This is a genomic window from Acidovorax sp. KPB24-03, assembly GCF_057546605.1.
On record NZ_BAAJYR010000045.1, the window covers coordinates 1 to 21,477 of the forward strand.

The following is a 21,477-nucleotide window of genomic DNA, read 5'->3' on the forward strand; positions in this document are numbered from 1 at the left end:
GAAGGCATGTCGATGGAAACCCGGCGGCCGGTGTTGGTGTAAATTTGTAAAAATTGTAATGCTTGCGGAACGCAGGCCAGCACAATCGCTCACACGCCGCTGCAGTCCTTTTTGGAGTCGCCATGCATTCTCTTCGGCTTTCCCGACGGCGTTCCCTTGTGACCCGCGGCCCTGGCCCTGTCGCGGGATTCGCCGGCGCCAGCGAACCCCGCCGACCTCTCACCGCGCCCGTCGGCCTGCCGCACGCCAGCCCCTCGGTGCGCAAGTTCGCCCGCGAACTCGGCGTGCCGCTCGAAGAGCTCAAGGGTTCCGGCCCCAAGGGACGCATCACGCAGGATGACGTGCAGGCCTTCACCAAGCAGGTGATGAGCGGCGCCACCCAGACCAAGGCCCAGGCCGCCAAGGCCCCGGCCGGTGGTGGCGGCTCCGGTGCCGGGCTGGACCTGCTGCCCTGGCCGAAGGTGGACTTCGCCAAGTTCGGCACGGTCGAGCGCAAGGACCTGTCGCGCATCAAGAAGATCAGCGGCGCCAACCTCCACCGCAACTGGGTGATGATTCCCCACGTCACCAACAACGACGAGGCCGACATCACCGAGCTGGAAGCCTTCCGCGTCTCCACCAACAAGGAGAACGAGAAGTCCGGTGTGAAGGTGACCATGCTCGCCTTCGTCATCAAGGCCGTGGTGGCCGCGCTCAAGAAATTCCCCGAGTTCAACACCAGCCTGGACGGCGACACGCTCGTCTACAAGCAGTACTACCACGTCGGCTTCGCGGCGGACACGCCCAACGGCCTCGTGGTGCCGGTGCTGAAGGATGCCGACAAGAAGGGCATCCTCCAGATCAGCCAGGAAATGGGCGAACTGGCCAAGAAGGCCCGCGACGGCAAACTCGGCGCGGCCGACATGCAGGGTGGCTGCATGTCGATCAGCTCGCTGGGCGGCATCGGCGGCACGCACTTCACGCCCATCATCAACGCACCCGAAGTGGCCATCCTCGGCCTCTCCAAGGGTCAGATGAAGCCGGTGTGGGACGGCAAGGCCTTCGTGCCGCGCCTGGTGCTGCCGCTGTCGCTGTCGTACGACCACCGCGTGATCGACGGCGCCAGCGCCGCGCGCTTCAACGCCTACCTCGGCCAAGTGCTGGCGGACTACCGCCGCATCCTGCTGTAAAGGAGCATCCCCTATGGCAGTGATCGACATCAAGGTGCCCGACATCGGCGACTTCGCCGAAGTGGGCGTGATCGAGTTGCTGGTGAAGCCCGGCGACACCATCAAGGCCGAGCAGAGCCTCATCACCGTGGAATCCGACAAGGCATCGATGGAAATCCCGTCGAGCCATGCCGGCGTGGTGAAGGAGCTCAAGGTCAAGATCGGCGACAAGGTCGCGGAAGGCTCCGTGCTGCTCACGCTGGAGGCGTCCGACGCCGCCAGCGCGCCGGCCGCGGCGCCCGCACCTGCAGCGGCGCCTGCGGCAGCTTCCGAGCCAAAACAGGCTCCAGCACAATCAACACCAGGGCATGCTGCTACAAAAAGCGTAGCAACTGCTCCGGCGGCCAGCTACGGCGGCACGGTCGACCTGGATTGCGACGTGCTCGTGCTGGGCGGTGGCCCCGGCGGCTACAGCGCCGCGTTCCGTGCGGCCGACCTGGGCCTCAAGGTGATCGTGGTCGAGCGCTACGCCACCCTGGGCGGTGTCTGCCTCAACGTGGGCTGCATCCCGTCGAAGGCGCTGCTGCACGTGGCGGCGGTGATCGACGAGGTCAGCCACCTGAAGGCGGCGGGCATCGATTTCGGGGCGCCCAAGGTGGACATCGACACGCTGCGCGGCCACAAGGAAAAGGTCATCGGCAAGCTGACGGGCGGCCTCGCGGCCATGGCCAAGATGCGCAAGGTGACCACCGTGCGCGGCGTGGGCCAGTTCGTGGGTGCGAACCACCTCGAAGTGGAAGAGACCACGGGCGCCACGGGCCAGGAGAAGACGGGCAGCAAGAAGGTCATCGCCTTCAAGAACGCCGTCATCGCCGCCGGCTCGCAGGCCGTGCACCTGCCGTTCATGCCCAAGGACCCGCGCGTGGTGGACTCCACCGGCGCGCTGGAACTCAAGGCGGTTCCCAAGCGCATGCTCATCCTGGGCGGCGGCATCATCGGCCTGGAAATGGGCACCGTGTACAGCACGCTCGGCGCGCGCCTGGACGTGGTCGAGATGATGGACGGCCTGATGCAGGGCGCCGACCGCGACCTCGTCAAGATCTGGCAGAAGATGAACGCCAAGCGCTTCGACAACATCATGCTCAACACCAAGACGGTGGGCGCCGAAGCCACGCCCGAGGGCATCAAGGTGACCTTCGCCGCGGCGCAAGAGGGCGGCACCGCTCCGGAACCCCAGGTGTACGACCTGGTGCTGCAGGCCGTGGGCCGCACGCCCAACGGCAAGAAGATCGGCGCCGACAAGGCCGGCGTGGCCGTCACCGACCGCGGCTTCATCGACGTGGACATCCAGATGCGCACCAACGTGCCGCACATCTTCGCCATCGGCGACATCGTGGGCCAGCCCATGCTGGCGCACAAGGCCGTGCACGAGGCGCACGTGGCGGCGGAAGTCATCGCCGGCGAACTGCAGGGCAACAAGGAACTGGCCGCCGCCGCCTTCAACGCCCGCGTGATCCCGAGTGTGGCCTACACCGACCCCGAAGTGGCGTGGGTGGGCCTCACAGAAGACCAGGCCAAGGCGCAGGGCATCAAGGTCAAGAAGGGTCTGTTCCCCTGGACGGCTTCCGGCCGCGCCATCGCCAACGGCCGCGACGAAGGCGTGACCAAGCTGCTGTTCGACGATTCGCCCGAGGCCCATGGCCACGGCCGCATTCTGGGCGGCGGCATGGTCGGCACGCATGCGGGCGACATGATCGGCGAGATCGCCCTGGCGATCGAGATGGGCGCCGACGCGGTGGACATCGGCAAGACGATCCACCCGCACCCCACGCTGGGCGAGAGCATTGGCATGGCGGCGGAGATCGCGCACGGCTCCTGCACGGACGTGCGCCGCAAAAGAAGTGAGTCCGGCGCCACTGTGCGGCGCCCTCATCACGCAAGGCAGCTTCGGCTGCCTTTTTTCATGGGCCGGAAGGTCGCGATTGGATGGGGTGTGGGCGCCGAGGGGACGCCAGCGGCGGCCTATCATGGGTCGAAGTTCGGGACGGGCGCAACAATGCACTTGCCGCCACGCGCTGCGATGGACTCGAATCCACCACAGGAGACATTTCCCCATGCGATTGAAATTCTGCGCGCCGGCCGTTCTGCTGGCGCTGTCCAGTGCCGCCATGGCGGCTTGGCCCGAAAAGCCCATCACCCTGGTCGTGCCCTTTCCGCCCGGCCAGGCGACCGACATCTTCGCCCGGGCGCTGGCCGAGAAACTGGGCTCCCGCCTGGGGCAGCCGCTGGTGGTGGACAACAAGGCCGGCGCGGGCAGCAACATCGGCACCGAGCAGGTGGTGCGCGCCAAGGCGGACGGCTACACGCTGGTGATGGCCGGCAGCGCGATGGCGGTGAACCAGACGCTGTACCGCAAGGTCAACTTCGATCCCCGCAAGGACCTGCAGGGCATCAGCCTCGTCGCCAAGGTGCCGCTGGTGTTCCTGGCGCATCCCCAATCCGGCATCAAGTCCATGCAGGACCTGGTGGACAAGGCCCGGGCCGAGCCGGGCAAGCTGAGCTATGCCAGCGCGGGCATCGGCGGCACGCAGCACCTGAGCGGGGAGATGGTCAAGGCGCGTGCCAGGATCGAGATCGAACACATTCCCTACAAGGGCAGCGGGCCGGCGCAGGCCGATTTCATCGGCGGGCAGGTGCCCTTGATGGTGGATTCGGTGACGGCGGGCCTGGCCAACATCCAGGCGGGCAAGGCCGTTGCGCTGGGTGTCACCTCTGCCACGCGCTCCAGCCAGTTGCCGAACGTGCCGGCGATCGCCGAAACCGGCCTGCCGGAGTTCAAGGGCTTCGAAGCCGTGGGCTGGCTGGGCCTGATGGCACCCAAGGGCACGCCGCGTGCCATCGTGGACCGCTTGAACCACGAGGTGGTGGACATCCTCTCCAGCGCCGAGATGCAGAAGTTCATCCGCGACCGCGGCTCCGAGCCGTCGCCCAGCACGCCCGAGGCCATGGACCAGTTCGTCGCCCGCGAAATCGTGGAGTGGGGCAAGGCCGTGAAGCAATCCGGCGCGTCGGTGGACTGATCCGATGCGCTCGCGGGGCGGGCCGGGCAAGGGATGGCCAGGGTGAAAGCGTGAGCAGGCGGCCCTGCGCTTCGGAGTGGCGCCAGTTCGTTGGCGCACCGGCCCTCGAACGCGATGGGTGGGCAAGCGAGGGATGGCGGTTGCTATGGAATTGGTAGCTGGTGGGTTCGGATCGGCAAGCGGCGGAGGGCTTTTCGCCCTGGTTTCTTTGCCACAATCGCACCATGCAACCCTTGCTTGACGCCATCGCCACGATGGCCCTCCCCACGGACGCCCAGCGCATCTTCCACGGACGCGGCGGCCGGTTTCCCGGCTGCGAACATTGGGCGCTGGACGCCTACCCGCCGGTCTTCGTGCTCACCAGTTTTCTGCCCGTGGCCGATGAAGACCTCGCCACCATCGGCGCCGCATTGCAAGGCCGCTGGGCGCAGATCGCGCCGGGCGAGCCGCTGAACTGGGTGTTCCAGTGCCGCCACGAGCCACTGCGCGTGCAGGGCCGCGCAGAAACCCGGCTGATGGCAGGCGCCGTGCCGGACCCGCATGTGGTCACGGAGCAGGGGGCGCGCTTTCGCGTGCATGTGCTCAAGGGGCAGAACCACGGCCTGTTCCTGGACATGGCGGAAGGCCGGCGCTGGGTTCGGCAATGCGTCGCAGCGCACCAGGCCCGCGAGCCGCGTGGTGCCAAGGTGCTGAACCTGTTCGCCTACACCTGCGCGTTTTCGGTGGTGGCACTGCAGGCGGGCGCCCGGCAGGTGGTGAACGTGGACATGAGCCACGGCGCCATCGCCATCGGGCAGCAGAACCACCAGCTCAATGGACTGACCACGGGCGCAGGCTTTCTGGCCCATGACATCTTCAGTACCTGGGGCAAGATCACGCGCGGCGGCCCCTACGGCCTGGTGATCGTGGACCCGCCCAGCTACCAGAAGGGCAGCTTCGTCGCCACCAAGGACTACGCGCGGCTCATGCGGCGGCTGCCGGACCTGCTGGCGCCGGGCGGGCACGCGCTGCTGTGCCTGAATGCGCCGGAGCTGGGCCTGGATTTTCTGCAAGGGCAGATGCAGGCGCTGGCGCCGGACTTGGCGTTGGTGGAGCGGTTGGCCAACCCCGCAGTGTTCGCGGACGTGCATTCGGAGCGGGCCCTGAAGGTGCTGGTGTACAAAGCGCCGGATTGATGCCCGGTAGAGGGCCCATGCTTCTGCGCGGGTGGCCCGCAGCGCCCTTCGTGGGCGGGCCGCTTCAGCCGCCGCTCTGGATGTAGCGCGTGAGGCCCGCCGCCAACGCGGCGAAGGTGGCAGCGCAGCGCGGGCTCTCGCGCAGGTCCTCATGCATGGCGATCCAGGTGTCCAGCGCGGGCGAAAACACCGGCTGCAGCACGCGCACCAGCGACCTGTCCCGGGCCGCCAACCCGACCTGGCAAGCACCGATGCCGAAGCCTGCCCGGATCGCTGCCAGTTGCGCCAGATCGCTGTCTGCCCGAAACGCGAGCCCGGGGCGAGCGAACACCGGGAATTGCGCCTGCATCCTGCGCAGAAAAGGCGTCTCGTGGTCGAACCCGATCATCGCGTGGCCGGCCAGGTCGTCCATCGACTTCGGCACCCCGTGGGCCGCCAGGTAGCGCTTGTGCGCATACAGCCCCAGTTCCACAGCGCCGATGCGCCTGGCCACCAGGGCCTCCTGCGTGGGCTGGAACATGCGCACGGCAATGTCGGCCTCCCGGTGCAGGAGGTCGTCCGCCGCATTCGACAGCACCAGCTCGATGGTCAGTTGCGGGTGTGCGCTGCGCAGGGCCGACAGGATCGGGGGCAGCACCTCGACCCCGACGATCTCGCTGGCCGTGAGGCGCACCGTGCCGCGCACGCCGGATCCATGGCTGCTGGCCACGCGGCGCAGCGCCGCCGCGGTGGACGCCAGGCCGGCCGCATAGGGTTGCAGTTCCAACGCGGCTTCGGTGGGCTTGAACCCATCGAACGAGCGCGTGAACAGCTTCAATGCCAGGGCGTTTTCCAGGCTGTCGACATGGCGGCCGACGGTGGGCTGCGTCAAGCCCATCGCCCGGGCGGCCGCCGACAGCGAACCGGTTTCCAGCACCTGCAGGAAGGTCCGGTACCACTCCCAACTCGGTTCGGGATCGGCCATGGTATGCATTTATGAATAGTGGGGATGCGATTTTAGGCAATTTTCTTTGACCCACTCCGCTCGCAAACTGCAGGCTCGCACCGCTGAAGTACCGGCGGTCCACGATTCAGCAGGACATCACCATGCCCCCCATCGCACTCTTCGGCGCCGCAGGCGCCATTGGACAAAGCATCGCCGCTGCGCTTCGCGCCAAAGGCCAGCCCTATCGCGTCGTCGGCCGGACCCGATCCAGCCTGAGCCAGGCTTTCGGCGCCGATCCGCTGGCCAACATCGTGACCTGGAATCCCGACGACCCGGCTTCGGTGCAAGCGGCCGCGTCGGGCGTGGAGACGCTGGTCTACATGGTGGGTGTGAACTACTGGCAGTTCGGGCTGCACCCGGACGTGATGCGCAAGACGCTGGCGGGCGCCATCGCGGCCGGCGTCCGGAACATCGTTCTCATCGGCACGGTGTATCCGTACGGCCGCCCGCGGACACAGCCGGTGCGCGAAGACCACCCCCGGGCGCCGCACACGTTCAAGGGCCGAATGCGCAAGGCACAGGAAGACCTGGTGATGCAAGCCCATGCCGATGGCCGTATCCGCGCCACGGTGCTGCGCCTGCCGGATTTCTATGGCCCCGGCGTGCAGGCCAGCCTGCTGCATGGGGCTGCGCAGGCCGCCGTGCAGGGCGGCACAGCCGACATGGTGGGCCCCATCGACCGCCCGCATGAGTTCGTCTACGTGCCGGATGTGGGCCCGGTGGTCGTCCAGCTGGCGAACACTCCTGCGGCATTCGGCAAGATCTGGAATCTTGGCGGGGCCGGCGTGACGACGCAGCGTGAACTGGTGTCCGAAATGGAGCGCCAGACCGGCAGGGCGCTCAAGCGCAGGGTGGTGAGCAAGACCATGCTGCGCCTGATTGGCCTGTTCAACCCGTTCATGCGCGAGATGGTGGAGATGCACTACCTGCTCACCAACCCGGTGCTCATGGACGACTCGGCCCTGCAGGAACTGCTGGGACCGATCCACAAGACGCCTTATGCGCAAGGCATCCGGCAAACGCTGGCGGCTGCGGCAGGGCGCGGGGGTTGAAGCCTGCCTCTTTCATGCAGGGCATCCAAGCGGTTCAGAAGATGGCCTAGCCCTTGGCGTACAGCACATCCGAACGCAGCACGTACTTGGTGCCGTCCACCAGCGTGCCGCCTTCGTGCCAGGTGTCGTGGATGAACAAGATGGCCGTACCTTGCCTGGGTTGTACCTGGAAGGTCTTGAAGTCGGTGGGGCCTCCCTCGAAGCCTTCGTTCAGGTACACGAGGAACGTGAGAGCGCTGGTCAGGCCGCCTTCATGCCATGGGCCGTCCTTGTGCATCTTGAACCGCTGGCCGGGCGTGTATCGGTAGAAGCGAAGGTCCTTGGGCAGGCCCGCCGCATGGGCACCCTCGATCTCCGGCAGATCCACCTGCGACAGCCTGTGCCACAGCAGCGCCACCCAGTCCGGGCGTTCCACCATCGTGCGCTGGTTGTTTCGCACCTGGGGCAGGGGACGGGGTCCACCGTGGGTGCGCACCTCCGCCGCGATGAAACCCGTGTCCTCAGCCAGCTGGATGAGTTGACCGCATTCGGCGGGCGTCAAAAACTGGGGGATGGTGAAAACGCGAGGACTCAGTGTCACCCGATGCATGGTTCGATCTCCGCCAAAAAAAACGTCTGAAGCGCAGCCGAAGACCAGCGCGCAGGCTGCGTGCTTCGATGGTCTCACAGTGCGTGGAGATGCCGGCTTTGGGCTACTGCACGTGCCCATCCGCACTGGCGGCGATGCTGGCTTGCAGCTCGTCAAGGGCTGCGCTGAGCCGCTGCAGCGTCTGGGGGTTGTCCTCGGCCTGCGCCTGGTCCATGCCCGCTTCGACGACGGCTTGCGCGCGCTCCGCGAGGTCGCGCCACGCACCCGGCTCCAGCACAGCATGGGCCGCCTGAAGCCAATCGCAAGGGGGCGAATAGGCTGCCGACAGCTTGCGCACGGCGTTGAGCGCAAACGGCGGGCAAAGGATGGCCTGCACCGCCACCGAGCGCGCGGTGTGCTGTGGCGTATGGCCGCGCCGCCCCTGCCGCAGGGCCAGCAGCGCGATCCAGAACGCAAACCCGTAGATCAGCGCGAGGCAGCCCAGTTGCGCGGCTTCGCTCGGCCAGAGGAACAGCGCCGCAGGCAGCAGCATGAACAAGGTGGCCCCGAGGCCATACAGCGGCCACGCGAAGCCGGCGAAACCCTTGGCGTGCTGGCGCAGGCCCTCGATCGCCAGCGTATCGCCCGGCAGGTGGACACGCTCCGCGTCCCACCGCAAGGTGTAGACGGGCTGGTGCGGCAGCAGCAAGGCAGGCCAGGCCAGGTAGGCCCAGCGGACCTCGAAACCCTGCGTCGCCAGCAGCCCGTGCCAAACCCGCCGGCCCCGGCGCAGCAAGCCGGCATCTGCGGCCAGCGGCATGCAGGCGTCATAGGCGTAGAAGGCGCAGATGGCGAGCATCACCTGCGCTTCGGGGCCCAGCAGCGTGAACACGGGGTGTCAGAGGTTGGCGGCGAGGGGGCCGTAGCGGGCGCGGTGCTCAGGCTTCCTTCTTGCCGCGGCCGAACAATTTGCCGATGGCACCGAAGACAGCGGCCACGCCGACGAGCAGGAACTTCCAGAACGCGGCGATGAAACCGCCGATGACCGTCCACAGACCCTTCTTGGACGCCACGGCCGCTGCGCCGCCCAGCACCAGCGCACCCAGGCCGATCTTGGCGAGCTTGTCGCCGTTCTTGAATTCGGCGTAGGTCTGGCCGCTGTTGTAGTTGAAGCCCGTGAGCACCTGCTTGAACTGCTCGGTGTCCTTCGCGAGGTTTTCGGGATGGACACGAGGATGGCGCTCATCACGCCGGTGCGGCCCAGGATGCGCGAGGTGTAGTTGATCGCCTGGTGGCCGCTTTCATCGCGCAGGCGCAGGCCCCATTCCAGGCGCTTGCTCTGCGCGTCGTAATGCGGCTCGACCTGCCAGCCCTCGGTGTACAGGGCCTCCATCCCCAGCTTCTTGCGCTGCTGGTTGCCCTCTGCATCCGCGGCCTTGATGGACGACAGCAGTTCGGGGGCGTTGATCTTCTCGTCGTCCTTGATGTAGCCGGTGTCGTCGAACGAGAACACCGCGAACCAGTCCAGCGAACGCGGGGCGATCAGGTAGTGGTTCGGCGTGGGCGGATTGCCATACAGCTGCAGCAGTTTGGCCGTGTCCTTGTCGTCCAAAAAGGCGTATCCCTTCGGGATCTTGATGGCGGCGTTGCTGCCGATTTCGCCCTGGCCCTGGTCGATCCAGTGCAGGGCCTTGACTTGCTCCGCGAGTTTTTCCTGGCGCTGTTGCGATTCCGGCGCCTGGGCCCAAAGGGCCATGGACATGCTGATGCCCAAGATGGCCGTAGCCAACGACTTGATCATTTCTTACCCTGTTATGAATTGGTTTTTGGTGTGTGCGCACAGGCCTTCCGCCCAGCCCCAGGCTGGAGCGGACACCTCTGCCGCCCGGCGCCAGGGCAAATGTACCCGGTGCGCCGCACCACAAAACCGCTCGGCCTAGGGTAGGAAGATGCCCATGAGCCGTTCGACATTCAAGGGTTTCGTCAGGGCATGACTGAAATCCGGACCGCCCTGGTGCTGCGCCACTTCAGCAACGCTGCCCGACAGGGCGATCAGCACGGGCGCCTTGCCGCCGAGCTTCGCCCGGATCTCACGGGCGACCTGGATGCCGCTCATTCGGGGAAGCATGAGGTCAAGAATGACTACATCGAAATGTCCACTGAGCGCCTGCTCAAGCCCGGACAGGCCGTCGTAAGCTGCCTGCACAGACAAATCGGGATTTCGGATCATCAGCAGTTCGCAGAGCATGTCTGCGGAGTCGCGGTGATCATCGACAACCAGGATGCGTTTGGGCTTCATATTTTCCTGGTAACGGCACACGTTACTTTTCTTCAAGGCCAATCGGAGTATCGCCATGCGCCTTGCGCAGTTCATTCGCCAAGCTCGGGAAGAGATCCTTGCCGAGTCGTTTGCCTATGCAACCCAGATTCCCGCGCTGCAGGGCTCCGCCGCCAGCGTTTTGCGCAACCATCTGCCACTGGTGCTGAACACCATAGCACTGGATCTGGAGCAGCCGCAAAGCCGGGAGCAGTCCATCGACAAATCCCTGGGGCACGCGGCGCCTCCCGCCGAAGAATCGGCTGCGCAGTCCCACGGCACGCTGCGCGCCCGCATTGGGCTGGACATCGAGCAACTGGTGGCCGAATACCGCGTGATCCGCTCCTGCGTGCTGCGGCTGTGGACGGAGGCATGCGAGCCCAATGAGTTCGTCATCCAAGACACGGTGCGTTTCAACGAGGCCATCGACCAGGCGGTCGCAGAATCAGTGGCTTTCCATGCCGCAGAAATTGCGAAATGGCGGCATATTTTTCTGGGGGTGCTGGGCCATGACCTGCGCGGCCCGCTGAACGCCATGATGCTGACCGCAGAGTTGCTGGAGCGGGTCGAGAGCAAGAGCAATGGGCAGGCGATGTACCTGGTCGGCGCGCTGCTGCGCAATGGCCGCCGCCTGAATGCGCTGCTCGACTCGCTGCTCGAATACAACAAGGCCACGCTGGGCGTCGGCATGCAGTTGAATCGCGAGGCGGTCGATCTGGGCGCGGAATGCCAGGAAGAGTTCGAGATGCTGCAGCAGGCCTTTCCCAAACGGCAGATCCAGCTGCAGATCACGGGCGATACGCGCGGCGCCTTCGACAGGTCGCGCGTGCGGCAGGCCGTCTCTAACCTGGTGTCGAACGCAGCGCAGCACAGCCCGGAGGGCAGCGCGGTGGCCGTGATCGTCGTAGGCCAGGAGACGGCGGTGGAGATCACCACGGAGAACGTTGCCGATCCGATTCCACAGGACGTGCTGAACACCTTGTTCGATCCCTTGCGGCGCAACGCCAGCGAGGCCGGTGCCTCGTCCGGACACTTGGGCCTGGGCCTGTTCATCGTGCGGGAGATCGCCAGGGCCCACCAGGGCGAGGTAACGGCCACGACGGCGGATGGCGTGATCCGGTTCAGGATGGTGCTGCCCAAATCCCCAAGGACGGCTTGAGGGGCAGGCGCTGTCGGCGAGCCCGGCCGCAAGGGCTCGACGCACCGTTCAGCGGTGACGGCTTGCCGAATTCGCCAATCCGGGCCGGCGCGAGCAGCCTCTGTCAAACATAGCGCTGCTCCAGGGCGTCCCAAGCGGGCTTGCCCACCAGGCGCTGGCGCTCTGCAAAAGAGGCCACCAAGGCCGGGTCTTCGCCGAGGCGCTTCGTCTCGCGCAGCACGGTGAGCGCTTTCTGCATGCCGGCCACCGCGCCCTGCAGCGCTGCATTGGCATACAGCACGATCCCGTAGCCCAACTGGCCCAGTTCCTCTGCCCCGACGATGGGCGTGCGCCCGCCGATCACCATGTTCATGAGCTGCGGCGTGGCCAGGCGTCCGGGCAGCGCGCGAATGTCCTCGGCTTTGGTGACGGCCTCGATGAACAGAAGATCGGCCCCGGCTTGCGCGAAGCGTTCGGCACGCTCGATGGCCGCCTCCAGGCCCAGCGTCGCGGCCGCGTCGGTGCGCGCCATGATGAGCAGGTCGGGATCGGTGCGCGCATCCACCGCCGCCTTGATTTTGCCGACCGCCTCTTCGCAGGCGATCACCTCCTTGCCGGCAAAGTGCCCGCAGCGCTTGGGCGCGACCTGGTCTTCGAGCTGGATGCAGTCGGCGCCAGCACGTTCCAGCACGCGCACGGTGTGCCGGACGTTGAGCGCGTTGCCAAAGCCCGTGTCGGCATCGACGATCAGGGGCAGGGCGACCGCGTCGCGGATGCGCGCCGTGTGGTCGGCGATCTCGTGCAGGCCCATGAAGCCCTGGTCCGGCAGGCCGAACCACATGTTGGTCACACCGGCACCGGTGACGTAGAGCGCTTCGAAGCCCAGGTCTTCGACGACCCGGGCCGACAGCGCATTGAACGCGCCCGGCACCAGCACGCCGCGGCGGGCCTCCACCAGTGCGCGCAGGTGTTTGCGTGGGGTGTGGGCCATGGCGTCAGATCACGTAGAGGTCGATGTATTTGTGCACTGGCAGGGCCTCCAGCGTCTGCGCATCGAGCGAGGCCGCCAGGATCGCGTCCTGCTGCTTCGGGGGGAAGCTGCGCGCGAGGTTGCGGCGGAACTTGGCCTCCAGCAGTGGAATGCCTTCGGCGCGCCGGCGCCGGTGGCCGATGGGGTATTCGACCGCCACTTCGGGCAGGGCGCTGCCGTCGTTGAACACCACCGTCAGCGCATTGGCGATGCTGCGCTTTTCCGGGTCGTGGTAGTCGGCGGTGTAGCGGGGGTCTTCCACGCAATGAATCCTGGCGCGCAGCGCGTCGATGCGCGGATCGGCCGCCACGCCGGCTTCGTAGTCGGCTGCGGTGAGCCGGCCGAAAATCAGCGGCACCGCCACCATGTACTGGATGCAGTGGTCGCGGTCCGCCTCGTTGTTCAGCGGGCCCTGCTTGTCGATGATGCGGATGCAGGCCGCGTGCGTGCGGATGGTGATGCGCTGCACGTCGTCCACGGTCTTGCCTGCGTCCCGCAATTGCTGGTGCAAAGCCATGGCGGCTTCGACCGCGGTCTGGCTGTGGAACTCGGCCGGAAAGCTGATCTTGAACAGCACGTTCTCCGCCACATAACTGCCGTAGGGGCGCTGGAAGCGGAACGGCTGGCCCTTGAAGCACACGTCGTAGAAGCCCCAGGTTTTCGCGGTCAGTGCCGAGGGGCAGCCCATCTCCCCGGTCTGCGCGATCAGCGCCAGGCGCACGGCACGGCTGGTGGCGTCACCCGCCGCCCAGCTCTTTCGGCTGCCTGCGTTGGGTGCGTGGCGGTAGGTGCGCAGGCTTTGTCCATCGACCCAGGCCAGCGACACGGCGGCCAGCGTCTCGTCGCGCGACAGGCCCAGCAGCTTCGAGACCACGGCGGTCGATGCCACCTTGACCAGCACCACATGGTCGAGCCCGACCTGGTTGAAGGCGTTTTCCAGCGCGATCACGCCCTGGATCTCGTGGGCCTTGACGATGGCGGTGAGCACGTCGCGCATCACCAGCGGTGGCTTGCCCGCCGCCACGGCGTTGCGGCTGAGCCAGTCGGCCACGGCCAGGATGCCGCCCAGGTTGTCCGACGGATGGCCCCATTCGGCGGCCAGCCAGGTGTCGTTGAAGTCGAGCCAGCGGATCAAAGCACCGATGTTGAACGCGGCCTGCACCGGGTCGAGCTGAAACGGGGTGCCCGGTACCTTGGCGCCGTGGGGTACGGACGTGCCCTTGACGATGGGACCGATGAGCTTGCGCGCCGCGGGGTACTCCAGCGCCTCCAGCCCGCAGCCCAGGGTGTCGATGAGGATGTGGCGGGCGGTGGTGAGCGCGAGGTCCGAGGTCACCTCGTAGCGGAGCGCGTAGTCGACGATATCGACGATGACCTGGTCGTATTCGGGGCGGATGTTGCTGATGGGCGCGGACATGGGGGCTGGGGTGTCGGGTAGTGGTGAAAAGAAAGGCACTTCCGTACTTGACTAAAGTTGGTACCCAACCTTAAAAGTTGGTGGCTTCTACGGATATAGGCGATGCTGCGGATCGAGCCAGACTACGTAAAAGACTTCATCTATGAGAATCCCGTGAACTCTGCCGTGCTCGTTGCTGCTCAATTGAAACTGCCAAGGCTCGCATGCGCAGAGTTGGGGAGTCAAATGTTGATAGCCACTAGGTTCTGATGTATTCGCCCAGTCGTGCGTGTGAGCACGCAACGACTTGTCTCTGCTGGATCTGAATTCGCTGAGCTTCAACTCTGAAATCGACTTCAGACGCTCTAGCAAGCACTCAAGATAGGTGCTAGTGTCCGAAGCATGGGTGTGGCCAAACTTGTCGTCCGTAGACAAGTGCCGAAAAGAGAACCTCAGCAAGTCATCAGGCAACGCTTGCTTCTTGTGCGTTCTCTGCTCCCCTGGAATCGGATTCTTTTTAATCTTGCTCATCAGCTATCGGCTTCCTCGCTGAAGAACTTTGTCATCGACTTTCGGGAGATGACCTCTGTAGACTCATCGTCGGGGTCTAAGCCTCTGCGCGCTTTGATCCACGGCGGTTCCTTATGAGTGCGATATTCCAGTTGCCACCCAGTGTCGCCACCGTAGGTTTCCAGCACCTCATTTATGTGTTTGGCCAGAGATTTGCCGAGCTTTGGCTTGGCAACCTCTTCAACTATGGGGTTCCACCTGTAGCTTTTGAAACGGTGGTAGACATCGGGGCAAACAGGGCCGTGTACCCAGGCTTGGAACTCTCCATCAAAGGCTGGCTCGTCGTACAGGCCAAGGTGCCACCCCTGAACATAGTAGAGAAGCTTCTGGAGTTTGAGGTTGGTCACCGGATCACCCGCTTCTTGAAAGAGGGTGATGATGTAGTTCGCAACGTCCAATGCGGTGGCGGCCATGTCAGATTTCTTCCCTGTTCCTGGCAAAAATGCGATTTTACCAACAATTTTAGCTTGTCTAAGCTTGGAATTGGCGACCAAACGTATCCACCGAAGATGAGAAAACCAACTCAAGATGTTGGAATGAAAACTGTGTTTTTCCATTTGGATATGCAACTGCGTTGGGTGAGGTTAACGGGCGGCACTAAATACCATTACCAGGAAGATTAATACCACCAGCCAAAATATATCGATTGACGCATAATGGGGTATAATGCGTCAAATCAATCGATAGGTGCGCAAATGAGGCTGTCAAACCTGACAAATCCCCTGTTTAGTTCAGAAGAGTTGGCTGTCCAGTACCTTGAATCCGTGCGCTGGAGGAAATTTAGGTGGTGCCCTAAATGTGGAGAGTCTGAGCGCACAAGCCCGACCAAAAGCAAGAATCACCGGCCAGGGCTTTACTACTGCAATAGCTGTCGCAGGCTATTTACAGTGACCGTAGGAACTCTGTTTCATGGCTCTAAGGTTCCACTCAACAAATGGCTCTTGGTGATTCATTTAATGTCAGCTTCCAAAAAGGGAATCTCCGCTTTGCAGGTGGAGCGCATGATCGATGTGTCTTACAACACGGCGTGGTTCATGTGTCACCGTATTAGGGAAGCCATGCTTCCCTCGGTCAAAGAGAGGTCCAAGAAACTCGGCGGCAAAGGTCGGGTAGTTGAGGTCGATGAGACCTACTGGGGCAACAACGGAAAATTGCCGCCAGGAGCTCGTGGCTGGAATCACAAGATGAAAATCGTTTCAATGGTGGATCGCGAAGGCGACAAGCGTTCGTTCCACCTTCCGGCCTTGAGTGCCAAGATAGTCAGGCCTTTGCTGCGTGAACACATAGATCAAAAGTCACGGGTTATGACGGACGAGGCTGGCATCTATCACAAGATCCATCTGGACTTCTTTTCACATGAGAGCGTCAACCATAGGGCGCGCGAATACGCACGGGGCGACGTAACCACCAACACGGTAGAAGGCAGCTTTTCAATAGTAAAGCGAAGCCTGTGCGGCACATTCCATCAGGTCAGTGAGAAGCATCTGCATCGCTATCTGGCCGAACTAGATTTCAAGTGGAACACCCGAAAACTTAGCGACAGCCAGCGGATGAAGAAAGCTCTCAGAGGAATCGAAGACAGATCCCTCTCCCGTAGTGCGCTCAAACATCAGTTGAGCGCCTGAGAGTCATCTTCCTCGACGGCCTTCTTGGCAGAGCTCTTGAGCCGGGTTGTCAGACGATCTAAAAGGTTGACCACGAACTGTCTGTCTGCTGTGGTTAGGCTCTTCAACATTTGAGCGATGCGATCCGCCTGCTCGGTCGGACGACGACTACCCTCGACCAAGAAGGTCTCTACCCCGCACTCAAAAAGGTCCGCCATCTCAAACAGCTTGAAGATGCTGGCGGCGTTGATGCCGCGCTCAATGCGCGAAAAAGCCTCGGTGCCGATCCCTAGCTGCTGCGCCACTTCCTCCTGCGTGTACCCAGCAGCCTTGCGCTTTTTGGCGATCGTTCGCCCTAGGCGCCGATTTATGAGTTCTTCTTTAGACACGACAGTTCTCCGCGTTGGTGGTCAACGCAGATAGTTGGGCATCTGATTGCGTTGCGTAACACATCAGATGGCCTTGTGGCAACTTTTTAGGCCGGCAAATTCGATGTTTTGAGTTGTGCTTAGGTCTTTTGAGTTGTGCTATGCTGCGACTTTAGAGAGGAGAGCTGTCTCGATGCCAGTGACCAAAGCCGCAAAGACCTTGCGGAAGCCCATCCAGAAGCGTTTCCAGCGAGCCAGGGCTGATGCCTCAATAGAGGCAATCCAGAGCAAGCTAGAGAAAGCCTTCGGCCTGCCGTCGGGCAGCGTGAGGTTGGTGTACCCCGGAGGGCGCAGGATGCCTCCGGACCTCACGGTTGGGGACCTACGTTCTAGGTGGAGTAGGTAGGTCAGAAGGCTCGCAGTCCCTCACCGGAGGGGGGCATCTCAGGTTGCGCTTAGCTAGGACAGTCAACGTAACAATCGCATGGGGAAGAAAAAATGTTGAAAGGAATTGTGATTCTTTTATCGTGCGCTGCATTTTGGGCAGCATGGAAAGCCTTTGAGTGGTTTGAATGGTCGCGGAGCGCAGCTTTCCATTCTTCAAGATGGATTTATTACAAGAAAAAGTTTGGTTTCAGCTTTGCGATTTTTATACTAGTCCTGGTAATAGGACGAACATTAGTTGGGTGGAGATAATCCAAAGGCAGAAGGGATAACTTCCTCCGCCAATCAGGGCAACCTATTTGGTTGGGTACCAACTTTAGTCAAGTACGGAAGTGCCAAAAGAAAAGGAGGGATGCGCCAATGCGGCTTCAGGTGCGGTCCGCCAGCGCGACGAAGGCCTGGTCTTCGGGCCCCGTGTAGTTCGCGCTGGGCCGGATGATCTTGTTGTCGATGCGCTGCTCGATCACGTGCGCGGCCCAGCCGCTGGTGCGGGCGATGACGAACAGGGGCGTGAACATGGCCGTGGGCACGCCCATCATGTGGTAGCTCACGGCGCTGAACCAATCCAGGTTGGGAAACATGTTCTTGGCCTCGCGCATCACGGCCTCCAGCCGTTCGGCGATGTCGAACATGCGGGTCGATCCCGCCTCCTGGGACAGGGTTTTGGCCACGCCCTTGATGACCGCGTTGCGCGGATCGCTCACGGTATAGACCGGGTGCCCAAAACCGATCACCACCTCCTTGGCCTCGACGCGGCGGCGGATGTCGGCCTCGGCTTCGTCGGGGTTGTCGTAGCGCTTCTGGATCTCGAAGGCCACCTCGTTGGCGCCGCCGTGCTTGGGACCGCGCAGCGCGCCGATGGCGCCCGAGATCGACGAATACAGGTCGCTGCCGGTGCCGGCGATGACGCGCGCAGTGAAGGTGGAGGCATTGAACTCGTGCTCGGCATACAGGTTGAGCGAGGTGTGCATGGCGCGCTCCCAGCTCGCCGGCGGCTTGCGGCCATGCAGCAGGTGCAGGAAGTGCGCGCCGATGGAGTCGTCATCGGTTTCGACGTCGATGCGCCGGCCCTGGGTGGACCAGTGGTACCAGTACAGCAGCATCGAGCCGAGCGATGCCAGCAGCCGGTCGGCGATGTCGCGCGCGCCGGGCGTGGGGTGCTCGTCCTTTTCGGGCAGGGTGCAGCCCAGCGCCGACACGCCGGTACGCATCACGTCCATCGGGTGGGCATGCGCGGGGATCTGCTCCAGCGCCGACTTGACGCTGGCCGGCACCCCGCGCATCGCGCGGAGCCGGGCCTTGTAGGCGCGCAGCTCCGCGGTGGTCGGCAGCTTGCCGTGCACCAGCAGGTGGGCGATTTCCTCGAACTCGCAGACCTCGGCGATGTCGAGGATGTCGTAGCCGCGGTAGTGCAGGTCGTTGCCGGTGCGCCCGACGGAGCAAAGCGCCGTGTTGCCGGCCGTGACGCCGGACAGCGCCACGGATTTCTTGACGCGGGCGCCCGGGGGCGCGGTGGGGGTCGCGAGGGTCATGCGATTTCCTTTGCAAAGGGGAGGGGGGCGGTGGGCAGGGCGGCATCGGAGCGGGGGATGGTTGCGGGGCGCCCGGCGGCGTCCACCGCCACCATTTCGAACACCCCCCGAAGCACCTCCTCCTGCGGACCGCCCAGGGCCTGCGCCAGGCCGGTCACGCAGACGGTCATCGAGCTGCGGCCGACCCGGCTCACGCGGGCTTGCAGCGTGAGCACGTGCCCCACCGGGACGGACGACACGAAGTCGATGCCGGTCACGCTGGCCATCACCACATCCCGCTGAGCCACGCTGCGTCCCACCAGGAACGCCGCTTTGGCCATGGATTGCAGGGCATGGCCTGCGAACAGCGTGCCGTGGTGGTTCGCCTGGCAGGGAAAGACGATGTCCTGGAACGCGAGGATGGGGCCGCTGGGGGTTGTCATGCTTCGCAATCTACGCACAATGAGCGCATTGATAAAGCACTGAAAGAGCGAAGCTTTGCGAATGAAAAACAGCCAGTTTGCAAATTCTGCGAATTTTTTTTTCTGGGTGGTGGGCGACGGGATGAAGAAAACCTTCATGGGGGTGCGCCTGCGCAAGCTGCGCGCCGAGCGCGGCCTGTCCCAGATCGCCATGGCGCAGGCGCTGGGCCTGTCGCCCAGCTACCTGAACCAGCTGGAACAGAACCAACGGCCGCTCACCGTGGCCGTGTTGCTCAAGGTCAGCCGCACGCTCGGGGTGGACGTGCAGCAGTTCTCCGAAGACGAAGAGGCGCGCATGGTGGCGGGCCTTCAGGAGGCGCTGGCGGACAACCCCGGGGGCGAGTCGGTCGCGCTGCCGGAGCTGCGGGAGATCGCCTCGCAGATGCCGGCCGTGGGCCGTGCGTTGCTGGCGCTCCACCGGCGCCACCTCGAAGCCACGCAGCGGCTGGAGGCACTCGCCGTGCGCCTGGGTGATGGCCGGGGGGAAGAAGGGGGGCCGGACAACGGCCATGCCCCCCTTGCACCCGTGCAGCCCATGGCCTTCGAGCGCGTGCGTGACTTCTTCCTCTCGCACCAGAACTACCTGGACTCCATCGACCGCGCCGCCGAGCAGCTGGCCGCCGAGGCGCAGGCCGAGGGCGGTCTGCTGTCCGACTGGCTGGCGCGGCGCCTGCAACAGCAGCACGGCGTGCGCACCGTGCCCTCGCAGGACGACATGGGCACGCACCTGCGCAGCTACGACCCAGGCAGCAGGGTGCTGCGGCTGTCCCCGTCGCTCGACCCCGGCCAGCTCGCGTTCCAGCTGGGCACGCAGTGGGCGCTGCTGGCGCATTCAACGCTGCTCGATGCGCTGGTGGACCTGCCGGAATTCCGGCACGACCCGCAGGCGCGCGCACTCGGGCGCATCGGCCTGGCCAACTACTTCGCTGGTGCCTTGCTGCTGCCCTACGCCGTGTTTCTGCAGGCCGCCGAAACCACGCGCTACGACATCGACCGGCTGGCGCGGCGCTTCGGGGTGGGCTTCGAAACCATCTGCCACCGGCTCAGCACGCTGCAGCGGCCCGGTGCGCCGGGCGTGCCGTTCTTCTTCATCCGCGTGGACCGGGCCGGCAACATCTCCAAGCGCCAGTCCGCCACCCATTTCCATTTCTCGAAGACGGGTGGCACCTGTCCGCTGTGGAACGTGTACGAGGCGTTTTCGCAGCCCGGCAAGATCCTGCCGCAACTGGCGCGCATGCCGGACGGGCGCAGCTACCTCTGGATCGCCCGGACGGTCTCCACGGGCCAAGGCGGCTTCGGCGCGCCGAGCAAGACCTTTGCTGTGGCCCTGGGCTGCGACATCCGCCATGCGCCCCGGCTGGTCTATTCGCGTGGCATGGACCTGGACGATCCTGAGATCGCCACGCCCATCGGAATGGGCTGCAAGGTGTGCGAACGCATCGGCTGTCCGCAACGGGCCTTTCCATTCCTGGGCCGGCCGCTGGATGTGAGCGAGAACGAAAGCCGCTTCACCCCGTACCCGGCGGGGGACACGGCGGGCCGTGGGTAGCCGCGCACCGTGGCACGGGCCGATCAACGCATCGGCGAACATGGTGCATGCAGTTCGAAGTGAATCTCATTTACTGCATCTCCTATACTGCGGCCTTCGCTTGCCTTTTGCGCCATCGATCCTGCGTTCGCGGGGTCTGGCCATGTCGATGGGCATGGCCCATTCCCTGGTTCAGATGTCCGTGTTCGCGCGCTATTACCGAGAGTTGCTGAGGTTCCTGCAAGGGTCCGTCCAGGACCGCGAGATGGCGGCCGACCTGGCGCAGGAAAGCTATGCGCGGGTGCTGGCCGTGCAGCAGTCGGGCGAGACCATCGCCGAACCCCGGGCGTTTCTGTACCGCACGGCGCGCAACCTCGTCATCGACCAGCATCGCCGCGACGCGGTGCGCGGCCAGCATGCCCCGCTGGAGGGCGACGATGGCTTCGAGCAGGCCGCTCAGGCCCTGGCCGGCCCACGGGCCTGCGAGCCCGAGGTGGCGGCCATGTCATCCCAGACCGTGAACGCTTTGCTGGCTGCCATCGGCGAACTGCCGCTGCGCTGCCGCGAGGCGTTCATCCTGCACAAGTTCGATGGCCTTGCCCAGGCGGACATCGCGCGCCGCATGGGCATCTCGGTGACCATGGTGGAGCGCCACATCCAGCGGGGCATGCAGGCCTGCCGCGATTGCCAGGACCGGCTGGGCGGCTCCCCCCGCGCACCGGCACAGCCCACGCTACCGGAAGGCCCGCGATGACGCGCTGCCCATTCCTGGATCCGCAAGGTTGGGATGGCGCCGCGCCGTGCGTCTACTGCCAGGTACCCTTTTGAAATGTCCATGACCGATCCCCACCGCGCGGCCCCCTCGTCCAGTGACCTCGATACCGAGGCGCTGGCATGGTTCGCGCGCCTGGACCGTGAACGGGGTGTAGAGCAAAACGCCGAATTCCAGGCCTGGCTGGCCGGGCACCCGGGCCGGCAGGCGGCATTCGCCCGCTGGCAGGCCGACTGGCAGCGGCTGGACCAGTTGCCTGCGGCCGGCGTGGCGCAATTGCGGCGGCAACTGGCGGCCGAGCAGGCGCAT

19 protein-coding genes and 3 pseudogenes are annotated in these 21,477 nt (G+C 64.5%); 11 read left to right on the forward strand and 11 right to left on the reverse strand.

Features of this window, described 5'->3' with window-relative positions; translation table 11 throughout:
* Positions 1-215: 215 nt before the first annotated feature.
* The 4 genes and pseudogenes from AC27KI_RS08320 to AC27KI_RS08335 form a co-directional block, all read left to right on the forward strand.
* Positions 216-1,169, forward strand: a pseudogene (locus tag AC27KI_RS08320) (2-oxo acid dehydrogenase subunit E2); the annotation flags it as partial.
* 13 nt (positions 1,170-1,182) lie between these two features.
* Positions 1,183-3,048, forward strand: a pseudogene (gene lpdA / locus AC27KI_RS08325) (dihydrolipoyl dehydrogenase); the annotation flags it as partial.
* Positions 3,049-3,262: 214 nt separating this feature from the next.
* Positions 3,263-4,228 (forward strand): tripartite tricarboxylate transporter substrate binding protein, encoded by a 966-nt coding sequence (locus tag AC27KI_RS08330; RefSeq protein ID WP_487113405.1) that lies wholly within the window; start codon positions 3,263-3,265, stop codon positions 4,226-4,228.
* Positions 4,229-4,452: 224 nt separating this feature from the next.
* Complete coding sequence (locus AC27KI_RS08335; protein WP_487113407.1) at positions 4,453-5,403, forward strand: class I SAM-dependent methyltransferase; 951 nt, start codon at positions 4,453-4,455, stop codon at positions 5,401-5,403.
* A gap of 64 nt (positions 5,404-5,467) precedes the next feature.
* Here the strand turns inward: AC27KI_RS08335 and AC27KI_RS08340 are convergent, their stop codons facing one another.
* Complete coding sequence (locus AC27KI_RS08340) at positions 5,468-6,367, reverse strand: LysR family transcriptional regulator (protein ID WP_487089535.1); 900 nt, start codon at positions 6,365-6,367, stop codon at positions 5,468-5,470.
* A 122-nt stretch (positions 6,368-6,489) separates the two neighbouring features.
* Between AC27KI_RS08340 and AC27KI_RS08345 the strand changes: the two genes are divergently transcribed.
* A complete protein-coding gene (locus tag AC27KI_RS08345; RefSeq protein WP_487113409.1) occupies positions 6,490-7,440 on the forward strand; it encodes an NAD-dependent epimerase/dehydratase family protein in 951 nt (316 codons plus the stop codon).
* Between the two features lie 46 nt (positions 7,441-7,486).
* On the opposite strand, the gene AC27KI_RS08350 is transcribed toward AC27KI_RS08345, so the two are convergent.
* The 4 genes from AC27KI_RS08350 to AC27KI_RS08365 all read right to left on the reverse strand — a co-directional run bounded on the left by AC27KI_RS08350 (position 7,487) and on the right by AC27KI_RS08365 (position 10,307).
* Positions 7,487-8,029, reverse strand: a complete 543-nt coding sequence (locus AC27KI_RS08350) for a 2OG-Fe(II) oxygenase (RefSeq protein ID WP_487089533.1) — start codon at positions 8,027-8,029, stop codon at positions 7,487-7,489.
* A gap of 103 nt (positions 8,030-8,132) precedes the next feature.
* Complete coding sequence (locus tag AC27KI_RS08355; RefSeq protein WP_487089532.1) at positions 8,133-8,900, reverse strand: hypothetical protein; 768 nt, start codon at positions 8,898-8,900, stop codon at positions 8,133-8,135.
* Between the two features lie 6 nt (positions 8,901-8,906).
* Positions 8,907-9,770 (reverse strand): DUF2167 domain-containing protein, encoded by an 864-nt coding sequence (locus tag AC27KI_RS08360; protein WP_487113411.1) that lies wholly within the window; start codon positions 9,768-9,770, stop codon positions 8,907-8,909.
* A 174-nt stretch (positions 9,771-9,944) separates the two neighbouring features.
* Entirely contained in the window at positions 9,945-10,307 is a 363-nt protein-coding gene (locus AC27KI_RS08365) for a response regulator (protein ID WP_284404057.1), read from the reverse strand.
* Between the two features lie 55 nt (positions 10,308-10,362).
* Between AC27KI_RS08365 and AC27KI_RS08370 the strand changes: the two genes are divergently transcribed.
* Positions 10,363-11,484, forward strand: coding sequence for a sensor histidine kinase (locus AC27KI_RS08370; RefSeq protein WP_284404060.1), 1,122 nt, complete (start codon positions 10,363-10,365; stop codon positions 11,482-11,484).
* 103 nt (positions 11,485-11,587) lie between these two features.
* Here the strand turns inward: AC27KI_RS08370 and AC27KI_RS08375 are convergent, their stop codons facing one another.
* From AC27KI_RS08375 to AC27KI_RS08385, 3 genes are all read right to left on the reverse strand, one after another.
* On the reverse strand, positions 11,588-12,454 hold the full coding sequence (locus AC27KI_RS08375) for an isocitrate lyase/PEP mutase family protein (RefSeq protein WP_487113413.1): 867 nt from the start codon (positions 12,452-12,454) through the stop codon (positions 11,588-11,590).
* Between the two features lie 4 nt (positions 12,455-12,458).
* Entirely contained in the window at positions 12,459-13,910 is a 1,452-nt protein-coding gene (locus AC27KI_RS08380; protein WP_487089529.1) for a bifunctional 2-methylcitrate dehydratase/aconitate hydratase, read from the reverse strand.
* A 509-nt stretch (positions 13,911-14,419) separates the two neighbouring features.
* Positions 14,420-15,016 (reverse strand): Panacea domain-containing protein, encoded by a 597-nt coding sequence (locus AC27KI_RS08385; RefSeq protein ID WP_487113415.1) that lies wholly within the window; start codon positions 15,014-15,016, stop codon positions 14,420-14,422.
* 138 nt (positions 15,017-15,154) lie between these two features.
* Here AC27KI_RS08385 and AC27KI_RS08390 point away from each other — a divergent pair.
* Positions 15,155-15,325 (forward strand): annotated as a pseudogene (locus AC27KI_RS08390) (transposase); the annotation flags it as partial.
* 21 nt (positions 15,326-15,346) lie between these two features.
* A complete protein-coding gene (locus tag AC27KI_RS08395) occupies positions 15,347-16,084 on the forward strand; it encodes an IS1595 family transposase (RefSeq protein WP_487113421.1) in 738 nt (245 codons plus the stop codon).
* Here the strand turns inward: AC27KI_RS08395 and AC27KI_RS08400 are convergent.
* From AC27KI_RS08400 to AC27KI_RS08410, 3 genes are all read right to left on the reverse strand, one after another.
* Positions 16,069-16,452, reverse strand: a complete 384-nt coding sequence (locus AC27KI_RS08400) for a helix-turn-helix domain-containing protein (protein ID WP_487113417.1) — start codon at positions 16,450-16,452, stop codon at positions 16,069-16,071. The genes AC27KI_RS08395 and AC27KI_RS08400 overlap by 16 nt on opposite strands.
* Positions 16,453-17,243: 791 nt before the next feature.
* Positions 17,244-18,407, reverse strand: a complete 1,164-nt coding sequence (gene prpC, locus AC27KI_RS08405; protein ID WP_284402829.1) for a bifunctional 2-methylcitrate synthase/citrate synthase — start codon at positions 18,405-18,407, stop codon at positions 17,244-17,246.
* Positions 18,404-18,829, reverse strand: coding sequence for an acyl-CoA thioesterase (locus AC27KI_RS08410; protein WP_487089528.1), 426 nt, complete (start codon positions 18,827-18,829; stop codon positions 18,404-18,406). The genes prpC and AC27KI_RS08410 overlap by 4 nt, the downstream gene beginning before the upstream one ends.
* Positions 18,830-18,950: 121 nt before the next feature.
* On the opposite strand from AC27KI_RS08410, the gene AC27KI_RS08415 reads away from it, so the two are divergent.
* From AC27KI_RS08415 to AC27KI_RS08425, 3 genes are all read left to right on the forward strand, one after another.
* Complete coding sequence (locus tag AC27KI_RS08415; RefSeq protein ID WP_487089527.1) at positions 18,951-20,417, forward strand: short-chain fatty acyl-CoA regulator family protein; 1,467 nt, start codon at positions 18,951-18,953, stop codon at positions 20,415-20,417.
* Positions 20,418-20,571: 154 nt separating this feature from the next.
* Positions 20,572-21,150, forward strand: a complete 579-nt coding sequence (locus AC27KI_RS08420; RefSeq protein ID WP_487089526.1) for a sigma-70 family RNA polymerase sigma factor — start codon at positions 20,572-20,574, stop codon at positions 21,148-21,150.
* A gap of 81 nt (positions 21,151-21,231) precedes the next feature.
* Positions 21,232-21,477, forward strand: a 246-nt coding sequence (locus AC27KI_RS08425; protein ID WP_487113419.1) for a DUF4880 domain-containing protein, incomplete at its 3' end; no start/stop codon positions are given.